Here is a 17,053-nt window from a genome sequence, read left to right as displayed (position 1 = left end):
CGCTAGGGTCAGGCCGTCGACGCCAGATTGGCGTTGCGATCGCGGATGAAGATGCTTGCCTCGGCGGCGGATATCGCCTTGCCGAAAAGATAGCCCTGGCCTATGTCGCAGCCAAGCTGCAGCAGGAAGGAAAGCTGGCCATGCTCCTCGATACCTTCCGCAGTCGTCTTGATATTGAGGCTTCGGCCGAGGCCAAGCATGGCGCGGACGATTTTTTCCTGGCGTTCGTCATCGCGATAGGTGGCGATGAAGCTTTTGTCGATCTTGATCTTGTCGAAGCGGTAGCGGGCGAGCTGGGCAAGGCTCGAATAGCCTGTGCCGAAATCGTCGAGGGCGATCTGAATGCCGGCCGCATGCAGCTCTTCGAGAATGACGGCGGCGATAGCGGGATCCTGTATCAGCGCGTTTTCGGTGATCTCAACTTCCAGCCGTTGCGGCGGCAGCCGGCTTGCCGAAAGGACCTTGAGGATGCGGGATGTCAGCAGCTTGTCTTCCATCTGCACCGGCGAAACGTTGAAGGACAACATCACCTGCTCCGGCCAGGTCAGCGCATCGCTGCAGGCCTGAGCGAGAAGATCCTCGAACAATGCGGTGATCATGCCGGTTTCCTCAGCGATGCCGATGAAGACCGGCGGCGGGATGTGAATGCTATCCTCACCCGTCCAGCGCGCGAGCGCCTCGAAACCGCAGAGCTGACCGGTCTTCAGATCGATCAGCGGCTGATAGAAAGGTTTGATCGCCTTGTTGGCGATTGCGGCGCGCAGCCGGGTTTCCAACGAGGCGCGTTCGGTCACCCTGTCCTGCATCGAAGCTTCGAAGGCGAAATAGTGGTTGGGTCCCCGTGATTTCGCCTCGTACATTGCAAGGTCGGCGCGGTGGGCGGCGTCGTCCAGCGGCTCGGCTCCTTCGGCCCAGCGATCGTAGCCAACACTGGCGCCGACCTCGACGGCAAATCCATCAATATGGATGGGCCGGGTGACCGCCTGGATGAGTAGTCTGGCAAAACGCTCCTCGCGCTGCGCCGTCAGAGCGAAGGCGACGACGATGAATTCGTCGCCGCCGAAGCGGTAGACACAATCGGCATTGCCGAGGGCGCAGATGCGTCTGGCGACCTCGATCAGCAGGACATCGCCGCCCTTGTGACCGACGAGGTCGTTGACTTTCTTGAAGCCGTCAAGATCGACGGAGAAGATGGTGACGTTCTGGTCCCATTCCTCGACCTCGGCCCCGTCGTTTCTGGTCGGCCGCGGGAGGCTCTTGCGCTCGAAGGCGTAGCGATTCGGCAGCTTGGTCAGATGGTCGTGGGTCGCGGTCCAATCGGCTTTCGCCTGAGCTGCGTCGCGCACATCCATTTCCTTGCGCAGGTCGGCGATGCGCAGCACCGAATAGACGAAGCTCATGGCGCCGGCGATGCCAAGCCCCAGAACGAGCTTGTCGGCGCCGTAGTCGCCGAAGCCGGTCATGAATGAAACCAGGCCGTCGTCGAACCGCAACAGCGTAGCGAGGAGCCAGAGGGTAATACCCAAACCGACGATCGACATGCATTGCCTTCCGGCTCTGCTCTGGAAAAACACCGGCATTATGCCTTCTCCATCTCCACCCGCGTCGAGATATCACAAAAGTCTGAAATGTTCGTTGAAACCAGAAGGCGAATTTTCAGACGGTAGCAGCTAGTCGCTGCCGCCGGTGGAGGCGCATCGCTTTGTCAGCGAAAGGGGAGCGGGGTTATAAAAGACACGGAAGAAGACGAAGGCGAGCGTGCTGCCGCATGCTCGCCCTTTCTCGTGCTTCAGGCGGTGACGATCAGCAGCGGAACGCTGACGATGAGACCGGCCAAAACCATGAACGTGGCGAAGCGCATCAACCGCAGGCGCCGCGTCCGTTCTCCACTCCAATCATATGTCATTCTTCCATCTCCTTGGGACAAGGAAGTAGTCCCCGCAAGACCGGGTTCAACAGGGATGACGCGATTTGCTTGTGTAAGGCTGGATAAAATGAGGAATCGCTAATGCTGGAAGCGAAGAGCCCAGCGGCTTCCGCTGCTGGTCATGCGAAGGATGGCAAGTGGCTCGACGTCGCTCAGCCAGAAGGAGGAGGGTGGCGCCTGAAGCACATGCGCGACTGCAACCCGGATGACGGCCGCGTGGCTGATTGCGATCACGTGACCGCTTTGGGCGGACTGGGCATCCATCCAGCCAGCGACGCGCTTTCGCAGGTCGAGAAGACTCTCGCCGCCGTGCGGGGCCACCCCCGGCTCGGTCATCCAGGCCATGAGATTTTCCGGCTCTTCCGCCTCGATCGCCTCGATCGATCTGCCAGCCCAGCGGCCATGGTCGCAATCTCGAAGCCACGGATCAATTTGCGCTTTGAGACGGAGCGCCTCAGCCGTCTGGCGGGCGCGCAAGGCGGGGCTTGTGACAATACGATCGGCGTGGGGCAGGGCGGCGATTCTGCCTGCTTCTTCCACTGCCTTTTTTTCCAGCGGTTCGTCGAGCGGAAACAGGGCTTTGCGGTTCGCCGCCGTCGCGCCGTTACAGATCCAGGTGAGGCGCGTATTCACGGCGTTCTGATCTCCGAGGATGGGGTGGGGACGGGGTTGCCGGCTTCGTGAAGTTTCGTTGACAGTCCCTTCGGCGTGCAGATATAACCGTGCTGTTGCGGGTTTGGAAGCCGGTGGAAATCCGGCGCGGTCGCGCCACTGTGACCAGTGTGTCGAAAGCTCTTCACGCTGGAAGTCAGACCCTGCCGCACAACACTCTTTCGACTGAACGCGTCATTCCGGAGGAATACATGTCTGACACCACTTTCGCGCCCGTTGCGGCGCCGGCCCCGATCCCGGTTGGCGAGATCCTTCCCTGGGCGATCTTCGGCGGTCTGCTGATGCTCATCGTTCTTTATTTCGTCGGCACCGAGGAAGGCGCGATGGCGCTGTTCAACGGCATGTATGTGCACGAATTCGTGCATGACGGCCGCCATCTCCTCGGCTTTCCCTGCCACTGAGCGCATCGCGATCTTTCGGATTCGCTTCTCGCGCTTTAGGTCTTTGTTTTACGCATGTCGGTATCGCAAAAACCGCTGCATACTTTGCGCGACATGCTTAGGGGGAATACTGACATGGTTGGAAAGCTCCTGCTTCGCGGCATGCTCGCGGGCCTGATTGCTGGCATCCTCGTTTTCGCTTTTGCGCATATCTTCGGCGAGCCGCTGGTCGATGCGGCAATCGCCTTCGAGGAGGCGAGCGCCCAGGCGACGGGCGAAACTGCCGAACCTGAAATCGTCAGCCGGGCCACACAGGCCGGTCTCGGCCTTTTCACCGGCGTCATGGCCTACAGCATCGCCGTCGGCGGGCTTTTTTCGCTCGCCTTCGCCTTCGTCCACGGCCGCTTCAGCAGCCTTTCGCCGCGCGGCACCTCGGCCGTCATCGCCATTGCCGCTTTCGTGGCGGTCGTTCTGGTTCCCGGCATCAAATATCCGGCCAACCCGCCGGCGGTCGGCAATCCCGATACGATCGGCGTCAGGACCGAACTGTTCTTCCTGATGATCGCGGTTTCGCTCGCCTCGCTGGTTGCCGCGATCGCGCTGTCGCGCCGCCTTGGCGATCGCTTCGGTCTCTGGAACGGCGCGATCATTGCCGGCATCGCCTATCTCGTCTTCATCGGCTTCGTGCTTTATCTGCTGCCGCCGATCAACGAGGTGCCCGAGAATTTCTCGGCGATGGTGCTCTGGCGGTTCCGCAGCACCACGCTCGGCATGCACGCGATCCTTTGGACGACGCTCGGTCTTGTTTTCGGAGTGCTGGCAGAAAGGCCTCTTGCCGCCAAAAGCGGACTGCTGCCGACGTTCCGGTGATGCGGCATATCGGCAGGCTTGCTTTTCTCGGTCTCATCGCGAGCCTGTTGCCAGTGTTTATCGGAAATGCCCTCGCCCATGGGAGCAGCTCTGGCGGCTCCCATGCCGGGCTCGATATTCCGGCAATTTCCCACGGCGAGATGGCGGTCATTTCGGAGTATCGCAGCAGCATCAGCATGCTGGCGTCAAGGGCGGCCGATACGAACGAACCGTTCCGGCGTGTCCTGAACTACTCGGAAATCCAGTATTCCTATTGCCTCTGGGGACGGATGCCGGGCAGTGTGACGGACGAGGAGAGCCCGTTCAACGAATGCGCCCATGCTTATCTCGCGGCGACCAAAGCCTTGCTGATGGCGATGCGTGAGATGCCGCGGGAGGCAACTGCGGCGGGCCAAATCATCTCGGCCATCGACGCCGAGATGGCGGGCCGCGGACTTGCCTTCATTACCTGCCAGTTCAGCGGCGAGGCGTTCAATACCGCCAATATCGTCAAGCCGAATTGGAGCAAGGTGCCGCTTCATCCTGCCAGCATGGTCTCACTGACAGGGTTGGCCGCGCTGTTCGGTCTTGCCGTTCTTGCACTACGCCGCTTCCTTCGGCCGAAGGCTCAGTCGTCGGAATAGCGCTGCTCGCGCCACGGATCGCCATACATATGGTATCCGTTCTTTTCCCAGAAGCCGGCCTCGTCGGCGGCGATTAGCTCGATGCGGCGCAGCCACTTGGCGCTTTTCCAGAAATAGAGATGCGGCACGACGAGCCGCATCGGGCCCCCGTGCTCCGGTGTCAGCGGCAGGCCTTCCCATGATGTCGCGAGGATCGCATCATCGGCGGCGAAATCGGCAAGCGGCAGGTTGGTGGTGTAGCCGTCATAACTTGTCAGCATGACGTAGGCCGCTTGCGGTTTCGGCATGGCGCGATCCAGCAGATCCCGCGTCGAAACGCCTTTCCAGTTGTTATCGTAGCGCGACCAGGTGGTGACGCAGTGGATGTCGCTGACCCTGGTGCTCTGCCCGATCGCCTGAAAATCGCCCCAGGTGAGGGTGAGTGTCGTTTCGACGAGGCCGCGCACTTCAAGCCGCCAACTCTCGGTTGAGATGACCGGCTGCTGGCCGAGATCGAGCACCGGCCAGTTCTTGACCAGGTGCTGGCCGGGCGGCAGGCGCTCGGCTTCGGGCCTAGTGATGCGGCCGGTCAGGAACTTGCCCTCTGACGCCCAGCGGCGCTTGGAGCTGGTAAGCTTGCTGTCGACGGGCGTCTGGTCGTCGCTCATGAACGGGTCTCCTTGCAGCGCAACAATAGGACATCCGCCCCCGCCGAGTGTCAAGTTTCGGCGAGCCCTTGGAAATCTTCGCTTGCCTCATTAAACTGGGCCGGCGGGTATGCCTTGCTGGGGAGTGAAGGCAGAAGGGAGGAGCCGGATCTGTCTTCGAGATATCGTGCGATAGCGGCGCTGCTGCTGGTGCCGCTCGTCATTTTCGCCTTCTTCACCTATGGGAGCGCGATTGCGACGCGCGCCTATCTGCAGGAGGCTTCGGCCCAGGCGGGAACGGCGCTGCGCCTTGCCGTCTCAGCGCTCAGCGGTCACCTCAACCGCTATGAGGCGCTGCCGGCGCTGATCGCCGATCACGACGATATCAAGGAACTGGTTAGTGCGCCGGACGACATGGCGCTGCGTGATGCAGCCAATCTCTATCTCAAGGAGATCAACGGCCTTTTAAAATCCTCCGACATCTATGTGGTCAAGCCGGACGGGGAGACGATCGCGGCGAGCAATTACGATGGACCGGGGAGCTTCGTCGGCCAGAATTTCAATTACCGGCCATATTTCCAGGAAGCGATCGAAGGCCGCCAAGCGCGGTTTTATGCTCTCGGCACCACATCGCTAAAGCGCGGCTACTATTTCTCTGCTCCGATCAGGGTCGGCGCGGATATTCGCGGTGTCATCGTCTTCAAAGTCGATATCGACATGATCGAATCCTCCTGGAGCGGTGGCGAATACAAGATCTTCGTCTCCGATCCCGAGGGCATCATCTTCATGTCCGGCAGCCCGGAATGGCTCTATGGCGCGATCCTGCCGCTGACAGCGGATCGTATTGCCCGGACCGAGGCGTCGCGGCGCTATGCCAATGCGAAGCTGACGACGCTGCCGGTGACGCGCCATCGCTTCGAGCCGCATGATCTGATGACGCTGGCGAGCGATCGGGGCGCAAGCGAATATCTGGTGCTGTCGCATTACATGCCGGCCGAGGACTGGACGGTGAATGTGCTGATGGAAACGAGCTCCATCCGCGCCCAGGCGCGCACCGCGCTTGTCGCCGTCTTTCTCATCCTTTGCATCGCCGGCCTCGCTGTAGCGGTCATTCGCCAGCGGCGGGCGCGATTGGCCGAGCGCATGCAGATGCAGGCAGAAGCGCGGGGCGAGCTCGAGCGGCGGGTGGAGGAGCGCACGGCCGATCTTGCCCGGGTCAACAGCCGCATCGAGGAGGAAATCGCCGAGCGGCGTGTGACGGAGCAGCAGCTTCGCCAGACCCAGGCCGATCTCATCCAGGCAGGTAAACTCGCCGGGCTCGGCCAGATGTCGGCTGCCCTCTCGCATGAATTCAACCAGCCGCTCGCCGCTGCCAAGACTTATACGGACAGCGCCGCCGTCCTGATCGACCGCGGCCGGACGGAGGAGGCGCGGGATAATATAAGGCGGATCGGCGGGCTGATCGACCGCATGGCCGCGATCAGCCGGCACCTGCGCAACTTTGCCCGCAAGCCGAACGAGAAGCTCGGGCCGGTTTCGCTCGATGAGGCGATGCGCGATACGCTGGAGATCATCGCCTGGCGGCTGAAGGCGGCGGACGCCGAGCTCCGGCTCGATCTCGGAACCCGGCCGCCGGTGGTGCGCGCCGGTTCGGTCCGGCTGCAGCAGGTGCTGGTGAATGTGATCTCCAATGCCGCCGATGCGGTGGAAGGGCTGGATGACAGGCGCATCGAGGTTTCGGCCTTCGAAGAAGCCGGCAAGGTGGTGCTGACGGTGCGTGACCATGGGCCTGGCGTGCCGGCGGCAATCGCCGAGCGTATCTTCGATCCCTTCTTCACGACCAAGGGTGTCGGCAAGGGGCTCGGCCTCGGGCTTTCGATCTCCTATAACATCGTCAAGGATTTCGGCGGCAGCCTGACGGCTGCCAATCATCCCGAAGGGGGCGCGGAGTTCCGCATCGTACTGCAGTCGGCAGTAGGGATGCCGGAGGCGGCGGAATGAACGATGCGAAGATCCTGCTCGTCGACGACGAGGAAGAATTGCGCCGCTCGACTGCGCAGGCGCTGGAGCTCTCCGGCTTCAGCGTCGAGACTTTTTCGAACGGCGACCATGTGCTGGAGCTGATCGGCTACAGCTTTCCCGGCGTCGTCGTCAGCGATATCCGCATGCCCGGCATGGACGGCATGACCTTGATGCAGAAGATCCGTGAGATCGATCAGGAGGTGCCCGTTATCCTCGTCACCGGCCACGGCGACGTCCAGCTTGCGGTCAAGGCAATGCGTGAGGGCGCCTATGATTTCATTGAGAAGCCGTTCACGCCTGAAATGCTCGCCGGCGTTATCCGCCGGGCGATGGAGCGGCGCGGTCTCGTGCTCGAAAACCGGCTGCTGAAGGCGGTCGCCGGCAAACGCGACGATATCGAGGCGCGGCTGCCGGGGCGCACCCAGGTGATGGTGGATCTGCGCTACCGCATCCGCGCGATCGGCGCCAGCGATGCCGATACCCTCATCGTCGGCGAGACCGGGGCGGGCAAGGAGGTCGTGGCCCGCGCACTTCACGATATCAGCGCCCGGGCGAGCCGGCCGTTCATTGCGATCAATTGCGCCGCCCTGCCGGCAAATCTGATCGAGAGCGAGCTCTTCGGCCACGAGGCCGGCGCCTTTCCCGGCGCCGTCAGGCCGCGTTACGGCAAGTTCGAACATGGCCGCGGCGGCACCATCCTGCTCGACGAGATCGGCTCCATGCCCTTCGACCTGCAGGCGAAGTTCCTGCGGGTGCTTCAGGAGCGGGTGATCTCCAGGCTCGGATCGAACGAGGTCGTGCCGCTCGACGTGCGCTTCATCGCGACCAGCAAGGTCGATCTGGAGGCTGAAGTGGCCGCTGGCCGCTTCCGCGCCGATCTCCTCTACCGACTGAACGTCGCAACGCTGCATGTGCCGTCGCTATCGCAGCGGCGGGCGGACGTTCCGCTGCTCTTCCTGCAGCTGGTGCGGGAAGCGGCCGCCCGCTACGGCCGCGACGAGGTGGCCGTGCCGCCGGAGGTGATCTCCGACATCGCCCAACGCGACTGGCCCGGCAATGTGCGCGAGTTGAGGAATGCCGCCGATCGTCTGGTCCTTGGGCTCGACAATGGCGGACGGCAGGCCGAAGAGGCAACTGGGCTTGCGGAGCGGGTCGCCGAATTCGAGCGGGGGATTATCGCCAGCGCGCTGGTGGCGCATGGCGGCAGCCTCAGGCCGGTTTACGAATCCCTCGGCATCTCCCGCAAGACCCTTTACGAAAAGATGCAAAAATACGGCCTCGATAAGCGGATGCTGACTACCGAAAGCTGACTTTGGGTCTCTGGTGTATTCTCCGGGGCAATGGTGCTGTAGCCCTGGACCGTCGCGTGTTGGGTGGAAATCCACCCATCGCCTATGCCGTTTGTTTCCAAATCAACCCATGCTGCATTGCACTGCCGGAGAATCGTCTTGCGGAAGTGACGGTAATGATTGCGGCTCGATTTCTGCCGGCGGCAAATAGGTGATCGCCGGCGCGGAGTATGTGTCGGCGGGCTTGCTGTTTCATCAGGGAGGAAACGATGAAAATCCTGAAGGCCGTGCTCGGCCTGACCGCGGCTGCCGCGGTTTCTCTTCTCGCCGGTGTCGCTTCGGCGCAGACCTATCCTGAGCGCACCATCACCATGGTCGTCCCCTTTGCGGCGGGCGGCCCGACCGATACCGTCGCACGCCTGGTGGCTGAATCCATGTCGAAGGATCTCGGTCAGCAGATCGTGGTCGAAAATGTCGGCGGCGCCGGCGGCACGCTCGGCGCCGGCCGTGTGGCGAATGCCGATCCCGATGGCTACACGGTCCTGCTGCACCATATCGGCATGGCGACAAGCGCCACCCTCTATCGCAAGCTCGCCTATGACACGCTCGGCGCCTTCGAATATGTCGGCCTCGTCACCGAGGTGCCGATGACGATCGTCGCGCGCAAGGATTTCGAGCCGACCGATCTCAAGGGACTGATCGATTATGTCAAGGCCAACAAGGACAAGGTGACCGTCGCCAATGCCGGCATCGGTGCGGCTTCGCATCTCTGCGGCATGATGTTCATGAGCGCCATCCAGACGCCGCTCACAACCGTTCCCTATAAAGGGACCGGTCCGGCGATGACGGATCTGCTCGGCGGCCAGGTTGATATCATGTGCGACCAGACCACCAACACGACGAAGCAGATTAAGGGCGGCACGATCAAGGCCTATGCGGTGACCTCACCGAAGCGCCTCGACGTGCTGAAGGATGTACCGACGGCTGTCGAAGCTGGACTGCCGGGCTTCGAAGTCGGCATCTGGCACGGCATCTACACGCCGAAGGGTACGCCGGCCGCGATCAACGAGCGCCTGTCGAAGTCGCTGCAGCTGGCGTTGAAGGACCCGAATGTCGGCGCCCGCTTCGCCGAACTCGGCACGGCGCCGTCTTCCGATGCAGATGCAACGCCTGCTGCTTTGAAAGCCAAGCTCGAAAGCGAGATCGCCCGCTGGAAGCCGGTGATCGAGGCTGCCGGGGAATATGCCGACTAGTCGTGAGGGGGTACCAGCCCTCTCTCCCCGCTGGGAAGAGGGGGACGTCCCATGTGTAGGCTGCATCCGCCGCAATGTCGTGGCTGTCGAAAGACGGGAAGAGCGTGCCGCGAGTCTTCTTCTCCCCTGGGGGAGAAGGTGCCCGGCAGGGCGATGAGCGGGCGCCACGGTACGACATCAACCATCTCCAATTCCAGGAGACACCATGAAATCCATCAGTCTCGATAGTACCAATGCGATCTGTGGCGCGCTTTTCGTCGCGACCGGCGCCTTCTTTGCCTATCAGTCGGTCGGGCTCGACCTCGGCACGGCATTGCGCATGGGCCCCGGCTATTTTCCGTTCATCCTTGCCTGCGCGCTTATGCTTCTCGGCGCGATCATCTTCATTCAGGCGCTGCGTGTGGAGGGGGAGCCGGTCGATCCCTTCGCCTGGCGCGGCATGCTCTTCATTCTGCCGGCTCCAGTCTTCTTCGGATTGACAGTGCGCGGGCTTGGATTTGCGCCGGCGCTGTTCTTCACCGCCTTCATCGCCTGCTTTGCATCGCGCAAGATGAATATGGTGTTTGCGATCATCCTGTCGCTGCTGCTGACGATCTTTTCGGTCGCCGTCTTCAGCTATGGGCTCGGACTGCCGTTCGAGCGTTTCGGCCCCTGGGTCCGATTCTAGGAGGCAATGGTGGATCTTTTCAGCAATCTCGCGCTCGGCTTTGCCACGGCGGCAACGCTCGACAATCTTCTCTTCTGCCTGATCGGCGTGCTGCTCGGCACGCTGATCGGCGTGCTGCCCGGCATCGGCGCCACGGCGACGATCGCCATGCTTTTGCCGATCACCTTCCAGCTCGAGCCGGTCTCCTCGCTCATCATGCTCGCCGGCATCTATTACGGTGCGCAATATGGCGGCTCGACAACGGCGATCCTCATCAACATGCCGGGCGAATCCTCCTCTGCCGTCACCGCGATCGACGGCTATCAAATGGCGCGCAAGGGCAGGGCGGGGGCGGCGCTGGCGATCGCAGCGCTCGGCTCGTTCTTCGCCGGTACGGTCTCGACCTTTCTCGTTGCGATCTTCGCGCCGCCGCTGACCGACATCGCGCTGCAATTCGGATCGGCTGAATATTTCTCGCTGATGATCGTCGGCCTCGTGTCCTCGATCGCGCTGGCGCATGGTTCTGTCGTCAAGGCGCTGGCGATGGTGGCGCTCGGGCTGCTGCTCGGCCTAGTCGGCACCGATATCTATACCGGCACGCCGCGTTTCACCCTCGGCATCCGTGAATATGCGGACGGGCTGAATTTCGTGGCGCTCGCTGTCGGCGTCTTCGGCGTCGCTGAAATCCTGCGTAATCTCGAGGGAGAGTCGACACGCACGGTGCTGATGGCCAAGGTATCGGGGCTCTTGCCTTCGCGCCAGGAATTCAAAGAGATGATCGCGCCCATCATTCGAGGCACCGCGATCGGTTCGGCGCTCGGTATCCTGCCGGGCGGTGGGGCGATCCTCGCTTCCTTTGCCTCCTATACGGTGGAAAAGCGCTTGTCGAAAACGCCGAAGGAATTTGGCCAGGGCGCGGTCGCTGGCGTCGCAGGGCCGGAATCGGCCAATAACGCCGGCGCGCAGACCTCGTTCATTCCGCTGCTGACGCTCGGCATTCCGGCCAATCCCGTCATGGCGCTGATGATCGGCGCGATGATCATCCAGGGCATCGTGCCGGGACCGAACGTCGCCACCGAGCAGCCGGCGCTGTTCTGGGGCATCATCGCCTCGATGTGGATCGGCAATCTGATGCTCGTCATCCTCAACCTGCCGCTGATCGGGCTCTGGGTGAAGCTGTTGACTGTGCCTTATTACGTGCTCTTCCCCATCATCATGGCCTTCTGCTCGATCGGGGTCTACAGCGTCAATTCCAACGTCTACGACCTCTATGCAGTCGCCTTCTTCGGTCTCATCGGCTATGTGCTGGCCAAGCTCCGCTGCGAGCCGGCGCCGCTGCTGCTCGGCTTCGTGCTAGGGCCGCTGCTGGAGGAGAATCTCAGGCGCGCCATGATCCTGTCACGCGGTGACCCCAGTACCTTCATCACGCGGCCGATCAGCGCCACGCTTCTGGCAATCGCGGTCGCCGTACTGATTGTCGTTTTCTTGCCGAGTGTGAGAAAGAAGCGCGAAGAGGTATTCGTCGAAGAAGCATAGAGCATGGTGCCGAAAGTGTCAGCGGATTTCGGACGACATCATGGTCTAAGTCTTTAATTGAGAAGAGGATTCAGATCGTAGGCCCAGCCCGGAATCATCCTGTTCAGGGGTTGAACTTGCGGACTGTTTGATCAACAAAGGATGAACTGACGCGGGCGCCGATCGGGCGCCCGTTTCGCATGAAGGGGTATCCAGGCCCATGAGCATTCCCGCTCGGATCGAGGACGATCTGCCGTTCCTCTCCGCGTTGCGCCGCGATCTACACGCCCATCCTGAACTCGGTTTCGAGGAGGAGCGTACCGCCGCTATCGCCGCCAAGCTCCTCGAGGAGGCCGGCATCACCGTGCATCGCGGACTTGCCGGCACCGGCGTGGTCGGCACGCTGCAGGTCGGCAATGGCACGCGCAGGATTGGGCTCAGGGCCGATATGGATGCGCTCGCCATGCCTGAAATGGCGGAGCGGCCCTATAAATCGACAGTGCCAGGAAAGATGCATGCCTGCGGCCATGACGGCCATACGGCAATGTTGATCGGCGCCGCGCGGTATCTGGCGGCGACGCGGGATTTTTCCGGCACGGTGCATTTCATCTTTCAGCCGGCAGAGGAGGGCCGCGGCGGTGCAAAGCGCATGGTGGAGGAGGGGCTTTTCCGGCTTTTCCCCTGCGATGCCGTCTATGGTCTGCACAATATGCCGGGGCTTGCGGTCGACGAGATCGCCGTGGTCGAGGGACCGCAGCTTGCCTCCTCCGACAGCTGGCGCATCACCTTTCGCGGCATCGGCACGCACGGCGCAAAGCCGCATCTCGGCCGCGATCCGATCACGGCCGCCGGTACTTTCCTGTCGTCGCTGCAGACGATTGTCGGCCGCGTGGTCGATCCGCTGCAGCCGGCCGTCGTCAGCGCCTGCTTCGTCCAGGCGGGTGATTCCAAGGCACTGAATGTCATTCCTGACACGGTGGAGATCGGTGGAACGGCGCGGGCCTATTCGCCCGAGGTGCGTGAGCAGCTGGAAACCGAGATCGGACGATTGGCCAGCGGAACAGCCGCCATGTACGGCATATCAGCCGACTATCGTTTCGAACGGCGCATCCCGCCTGTCGTCAATGACGAGGACGCGACCGCCCGGGCGCTGGCCGCCGCCGGCTCCGTCTTTGGTGAAAAAGTGCGGACGAGTTTTCCGCCGTCGACAGCCGGAGATGACTTTGCCTTCTTCGCGCAGAACGCGCCGGGTTGTTATGTCTGGCTCGGCAATGGCCCGGCAATGGACGGGGCGCTGCATCACAATCCAGCCTATGATTTCAATGACGGGGCGCTTGGATATGGAGCGGCTTACTGGGTGACGTTGGTGGAGCAGGAATTGAAGGCTTAAGCGGTATCCCTGCTCCGTTTTCGCTATTTGCGGCGATGAGGCAATCACGTTCGACAAGCATGACTTCATAAGTGAGATGTCGTTCCCACACTACTTGACAGGCCAGACAAACAGCAGCGCCGGCACGCTAACGAGAATGATCAACGCCGACAGCGGCAAGCCGAGACGCGGATAATCGGAAAACTTGTAACCGCCCGGACCGAAGACGAGCGTGTTGCATTGATGGCCGACAGGCGTGAGGAAGTCGCAACCTGCGCCAATGGCAACCGCCATCAGGAAGGCTTCCGGTCTGAAGCCTAGACCCGTTGCAAAGCTGGCGGCGATCGGCGCCATGACAAGGACCGTCGCGGCGTTGTTGAGGAAGGGTGTGACCGCCATGGCGGTCACCAAGATCAGGCCGAGCGCACCCCAGGCCGGTAGATTCATCGCCGCCCCACTCAGCCAGCGGGCGATCAAGTCGCTGCCACCGGAGGTGCGCAACGAATCCGAGACGGGAATAAGGGCCGCGAGCATCACCAGTATCGGCCCATCTACCGATTTATAGACATCCGCGAGCGGGATCGCCCTGAAAACAACCATGCCAAGGGCAGCTGTGAAGAAAGCCACCGGAACCGGAGCCAGACCGACCGCGGTCGTTGCCATCGCGAGGGTCAGGATGAGAAGCGGAATGAAGGCGCGGCGGCGGGTCCCGAGCAACACCTCACGCTGGGCGAGTGGCAGCAGGCCAAAATCCTGCAGTACGGCTCTCAGGCTTGCCCGGTTGCCTTGCAGGAGGAGGACATCGCCGGTGCTGAGTGTCAAGCTTCCCAGCCGTTCCTTGAGGCGTTCACCGCGCCGGCTGATCGCCAGCAGGTTGACACCGCGCGTGTAGGAAAGCGCCAGTTCTTTGGCTGAAAGGCCAGCGAGTGATGATTCCTGACTGACGATTGCCTCAAGCGAAATGATATCCGCTTCCGGATGGACGCCTTCTGCCAGAGGCTTGCCGGAAAGTTTCAATTTCCCCTGGGACACGATGCGGTCTATCGATGCCGAGGGACCTTCCAGCATAACGATATCGTCGGAGCGGAGCGTGAGATCGGGGAACGCAGCCATTCTGGTACCGCCGCGCAGCACGGCTGTGGCTATGACCTCACCGTCACCGAGCTTCAGCAGGTCGCTCAGTGCCTGGTCAAGCAGCGTTGACTGGTTCGTGATTGCGACTTCGCTGGTGTAATTTTTAATTTCGATTGCATCTTCGATCGAGTTGTTCTGCATGGTGCGGCTTGGCACCAACCAGTGGAAGAACAAGAGGAAGGTGATGCCGACAACCGTGAGAACACCGCCTATCGGCGTGAAGTCGAACATGGTGAAGGCGGCTCCCGTCATCTCCTCCCGCAGCCGCGACACGACGATATTGGGTGAGGTGCCGATCTGCGTCATCAATCCGCCAAGTAAAGCAGCAAACGACATCGGCATCAGATATTTTGAGGGAGAGGCACCGGATTTTTTCGCGAACTTGAAGGCGACCGGCATCATGATAGCAAGCGCGCCGATATTTTTGATGAAAGCAGAAAGCATCGCCACCGCAATCATCAAGAGCGCAAGCTGCGTGTAAAGCGTGTTCAGATTCGGGAAGAATCTCTTGATGGCCGAATCCACAATGCCTGACCGCGCTACGCCCGCGCTGACGACAAGCGCGCTGCCAACGATGATGACGATGTCATCTGAAAACCCGGAAAACGCTTTCTCCGGTGGCACGATGCCGGTTGCGACCGCCAATACAAGCGCACAACACGCGACAACATCATAGCGGAAGCGATCCCACATAAAGGCTGCCATCATGAACGCGATGACAGAAAATGCGATTATCTGTTGCGTTGTCATACGGACCTGGGACCGGGCTGGGATGTCGCCCGGCAGCCGAGCGGAAGAGGATATGCAGAAACGCTGTAATGTTGCGCAAGTTCCTGGGCACCACACTTCAGGGGCTTCGAACTTCGGATCCGGCATCTGCGGGTAGCCTCGACAGACCTGCTGCCTGAAGTCGCATCATCCCACCTCTGAGCTCTCCAAGGATGATGGCTGAAATCTCGCCTTCGCGTGAAAATTTGGCGGGCGCAAACACGGCATCGGTGGCATGGTCGGCGAGAGTACAATTTCTCCGAGAATGTTCTCCCGGCTGCGTCGAAAAACTCAACCTTTGATAACCTTTTTGCAGACGGCAGCACCTCACCCATTTTGATGATGGAACCAAACTGCTTAGCCGTGGTTCGGCGGGCTTTCACGGTTTCGAAGCATAAGGGAAATCCTTTGAACGAGCTGCATCATGAATTCCAGCTGCGAAGAGATTTTCTGCCGAGAGCCGAGGAGGACAAGTGGCCTCAACCTGGACCCGCGGCTTTGCCGGTGGACAGTCCACCGGACCTGCAGATATCGCTGTCGCCCCGCCCGTTAGTGGTTGATCTCGACGGCACCCTCGTTCGATCGGACCTGCTGATCGAAACGGCCTTCTCGGAGCTTAGCCGTCGGCCCCTTTCCATCGTCGATTTCGTCAGGTCGCTCTCCGCCGGAAAAGCATGTCTAAAGCACCATCTTTCTCAACCAGAGGATTTCGATCCGGCTATCCTTCCTTACGACGCGGAAGTGCTGAAGGTTATCAAGGCCGCACGGGAGGAGGGACGATCGGTTTATCTCGCTTCTGCAAGCCACGAACGCCTGGTTTGCACGGTTGCCGACCACCTCGGCCTTTTCACAGGCTGGTTTGCAACGAACGAGACGATGAACTGTGTCGCCGAGGTGAAGGCGGCAAAGCTCGTCGCCGCCTTCGGGGAGGGAGGCTTCGACTATATCGGCAATGACCCGGCCGACCTGTCAGTCTGGCGCCACGCCGCGAAGTCTTATGCCATAAGGACATCGGCGGCAGTTGCGCGAGAGCTTTCGCGCCAATGCGACAACGTCGAGCATCTCAGGCACGACAAACCGACATGGCGGATTTGGGCGCGCTCGTTGCGGGTGCATCAATATGTCAAGAACGGGTTGGTCTTTATCCCGCTACTGACAAACCAACTCTTTGACCTCCATAGCCTTGCGAATGCCGGCTTGGCTCTGGTGGCCTTTTCGCTTTGTGCCTCGGGCGTTTATCTCCTGAACGATCTGATCGATCTGCAGGACGACCGGCGCCATAAAACCAAATGCCGCAGACCCCTTGCCTGTGGCGAGATCCCGCTGTTGCACGCTCTGTTGGCAATCCCGATCCTGCTTTTTCTGTCGCTCACCGTGGCCGCCATGGTGTCACCCGTCTTCGTGCTCGTCCTCGCGGGCTATTTCGCCTTGACCACCGCCTATTCTTTCTTCCTCAAGCGGAAGATGATCCTGGACGTGGTGGCTCTCGCCTCTCTTTACACCACGCGGGTGATCGGCGGCGCTGCCGCTGTCTCCGTGTGGCCGTCTCCCTGGCTGCTTGCCTTCATGATGAGTTGGTTCCTCTCGCTGGCTCTGGTGAAGCGATACACCGAGCTCATTTCACGCCGCGCCGCGCATCTGCCGGACTCCAGGAGCCGCGACTACAGGAAGGCCGATATCGGTATGGTGGGTGCCCTGGCAGCTGGAGCGGGAATGAATGCGCTGACGTTATTTGCCCTCTATGCCGCAAGCGACAGTGCCCAAGACATCTACGCTCGGCCAGCTATGCTGTGGTTGGCCGGGCCGATCCTTGCCTGCTGGATTGCCCGCATCCTCATGCTTGCCCACCGGGGGCAGATGCATGACGATCCAGTGGTCTTCGCAATCAAGGACAAGGTCAGCCTCGCTACGCTCGGCATCGCCGGCGTACTTGTCATTGCCGCAATGTGAGGTGGCCGA

General features: G+C 61.2%; 14 protein-coding genes. 10 read left to right on the top strand and 4 right to left on the bottom strand.

Annotation, left to right across the window (positions count from 1 at the left end):
- Positions 1-8 precede the first annotated feature (8 nt).
- Both RHE_RS17580 and RHE_RS17575 read right to left on the bottom strand, forming a co-directional pair.
- Complete coding sequence (locus RHE_RS17580) at positions 9-1,580, bottom strand: putative bifunctional diguanylate cyclase/phosphodiesterase (protein WP_011426666.1); 1,572 nt, start codon at positions 1,578-1,580, stop codon at positions 9-11.
- A 425-nt stretch (positions 1,581-2,005) separates the two neighbouring features.
- Positions 2,006-2,560: a histidine phosphatase family protein gene (locus tag RHE_RS17575; protein WP_011426665.1), complete on the bottom strand. Its 555-nt coding sequence runs from the start codon at positions 2,558-2,560 to the stop codon at positions 2,006-2,008.
- Positions 2,561-2,790: 230 nt separating this feature from the next.
- Here RHE_RS17575 and RHE_RS17570 point away from each other — a divergent pair, with 230 nt between their 5' ends.
- The 3 genes from RHE_RS17570 to RHE_RS17560 all read left to right on the top strand — a co-directional run bounded on the left by RHE_RS17570 (position 2,791) and on the right by RHE_RS17560 (position 4,472).
- Positions 2,791-3,000 (top strand): CbtB domain-containing protein, encoded by a 210-nt coding sequence (locus RHE_RS17570; RefSeq protein WP_011426664.1) that lies wholly within the window; start codon positions 2,791-2,793, stop codon positions 2,998-3,000.
- A gap of 114 nt (positions 3,001-3,114) precedes the next feature.
- Positions 3,115-3,849 (top strand): CbtA family protein, encoded by a 735-nt coding sequence (locus RHE_RS17565; protein ID WP_011426663.1) that lies wholly within the window; start codon positions 3,115-3,117, stop codon positions 3,847-3,849.
- Positions 3,849-4,472: a hypothetical protein gene (locus RHE_RS17560; protein ID WP_011426662.1), complete on the top strand. Its 624-nt coding sequence runs from the start codon at positions 3,849-3,851 to the stop codon at positions 4,470-4,472. Before RHE_RS17565 ends, RHE_RS17560 begins: the two co-directional genes overlap by 1 nt.
- On the opposite strand, the gene RHE_RS17555 is transcribed toward RHE_RS17560, so the two are convergent.
- Positions 4,457-5,119 carry a sulfite oxidase-like oxidoreductase gene (locus RHE_RS17555; protein ID WP_011426661.1) on the bottom strand — a complete coding sequence of 221 codons (663 nt, stop codon included), beginning with the start codon at positions 5,117-5,119 and terminating at the stop codon, positions 4,457-4,459. The two genes, RHE_RS17560 and RHE_RS17555, sit on opposite strands and share 16 nt — an antisense overlap.
- Positions 5,120-5,233: 114 nt before the next feature.
- Between RHE_RS17555 and RHE_RS17550 the strand changes: the two genes are divergently transcribed.
- From RHE_RS17550 to RHE_RS17525, 6 genes are all read left to right on the top strand, one after another.
- Positions 5,234-7,099: a sensor histidine kinase gene (locus RHE_RS17550; RefSeq protein WP_338060902.1), complete on the top strand. Its 1,866-nt coding sequence runs from the start codon at positions 5,234-5,236 to the stop codon at positions 7,097-7,099.
- The gene (locus tag RHE_RS17545) at positions 7,096-8,430 is read left to right on the top strand and encodes a sigma-54-dependent transcriptional regulator (RefSeq protein WP_011426659.1); all 1,335 of its coding nucleotides are present in this window, start codon (positions 7,096-7,098) and stop codon (positions 8,428-8,430) included. Before RHE_RS17550 ends, RHE_RS17545 begins: the two co-directional genes overlap by 4 nt.
- A gap of 248 nt (positions 8,431-8,678) precedes the next feature.
- Positions 8,679-9,662 (top strand): tripartite tricarboxylate transporter substrate-binding protein, encoded by a 984-nt coding sequence (locus RHE_RS17540; RefSeq protein WP_011426658.1) that lies wholly within the window; start codon positions 8,679-8,681, stop codon positions 9,660-9,662.
- 205 nt (positions 9,663-9,867) lie between these two features.
- Complete coding sequence (locus RHE_RS17535; protein ID WP_011426657.1) at positions 9,868-10,329, top strand: tripartite tricarboxylate transporter TctB family protein; 462 nt, start codon at positions 9,868-9,870, stop codon at positions 10,327-10,329.
- 9 nt (positions 10,330-10,338) lie between these two features.
- Positions 10,339-11,844 (top strand): tripartite tricarboxylate transporter permease, encoded by a 1,506-nt coding sequence (locus RHE_RS17530; RefSeq protein WP_042119327.1) that lies wholly within the window; start codon positions 10,339-10,341, stop codon positions 11,842-11,844.
- A 199-nt stretch (positions 11,845-12,043) separates the two neighbouring features.
- Positions 12,044-13,213, top strand: a complete 1,170-nt coding sequence (locus RHE_RS17525) for a M20 aminoacylase family protein (RefSeq protein ID WP_011426655.1) — start codon at positions 12,044-12,046, stop codon at positions 13,211-13,213.
- A 90-nt stretch (positions 13,214-13,303) separates the two neighbouring features.
- On the opposite strand, the gene RHE_RS17520 is transcribed toward RHE_RS17525, so the two are convergent.
- Positions 13,304-15,076, bottom strand: coding sequence for an SLC13 family permease (locus RHE_RS17520; RefSeq protein ID WP_042118972.1), 1,773 nt, complete (start codon positions 15,074-15,076; stop codon positions 13,304-13,306).
- A gap of 426 nt (positions 15,077-15,502) precedes the next feature.
- Here RHE_RS17520 and RHE_RS17515 point away from each other — a divergent pair, with 426 nt between their 5' ends.
- Complete coding sequence (locus RHE_RS17515; protein WP_042118970.1) at positions 15,503-17,044, top strand: UbiA family prenyltransferase; 1,542 nt, start codon at positions 15,503-15,505, stop codon at positions 17,042-17,044.
- The last annotated feature ends 9 nt before the right edge of the window (positions 17,045-17,053 follow it).

The sequence above is a fragment of the Rhizobium etli CFN 42 genome, assembly GCF_000092045.1.
Classification (GTDB): domain Bacteria; phylum Pseudomonadota; class Alphaproteobacteria; order Rhizobiales; family Rhizobiaceae; genus Rhizobium; species Rhizobium etli.
This window is presented reverse-complemented; position numbering and strand designations above follow the sequence as displayed.

What these genes read in the sequence shown, in the direction of transcription:
- RHE_RS17580 (WP_011426666.1), bottom strand. Translation starts at nt 1,580, where the DNA reads ATGCCGGTGTTTTTCCAGAGCAGAGCCGGAAGGCAATGCATGTCGATC.
- RHE_RS17570 (WP_011426664.1), top strand. Translation starts at nt 2,791, where the DNA reads ATGTCTGACACCACTTTCGCGCCCGTTGCGGCGCCGGCCCCGATCCCG.
- RHE_RS17565 (WP_011426663.1), top strand. Translation starts at nt 3,115, where the DNA reads ATGGTTGGAAAGCTCCTGCTTCGCGGCATGCTCGCGGGCCTGATTGCT.
- RHE_RS17560 (WP_011426662.1), top strand. Translation starts at nt 3,849, where the DNA reads ATGCGGCATATCGGCAGGCTTGCTTTTCTCGGTCTCATCGCGAGCCTG.
- RHE_RS17555 (WP_011426661.1), bottom strand. Translation starts at nt 5,119, where the DNA reads ATGAGCGACGACCAGACGCCCGTCGACAGCAAGCTTACCAGCTCCAAG.
- RHE_RS17545 (WP_011426659.1), top strand. Translation starts at nt 7,096, where the DNA reads ATGAACGATGCGAAGATCCTGCTCGTCGACGACGAGGAAGAATTGCGC.
- RHE_RS17540 (WP_011426658.1), top strand. Translation starts at nt 8,679, where the DNA reads ATGAAAATCCTGAAGGCCGTGCTCGGCCTGACCGCGGCTGCCGCGGTT.
- RHE_RS17535 (WP_011426657.1), top strand. Translation starts at nt 9,868, where the DNA reads ATGAAATCCATCAGTCTCGATAGTACCAATGCGATCTGTGGCGCGCTT.
- RHE_RS17525 (WP_011426655.1), top strand. Translation starts at nt 12,044, where the DNA reads ATGAGCATTCCCGCTCGGATCGAGGACGATCTGCCGTTCCTCTCCGCG.
- RHE_RS17520 (WP_042118972.1), bottom strand. Translation starts at nt 15,076, where the DNA reads ATGACAACGCAACAGATAATCGCATTTTCTGTCATCGCGTTCATGATG.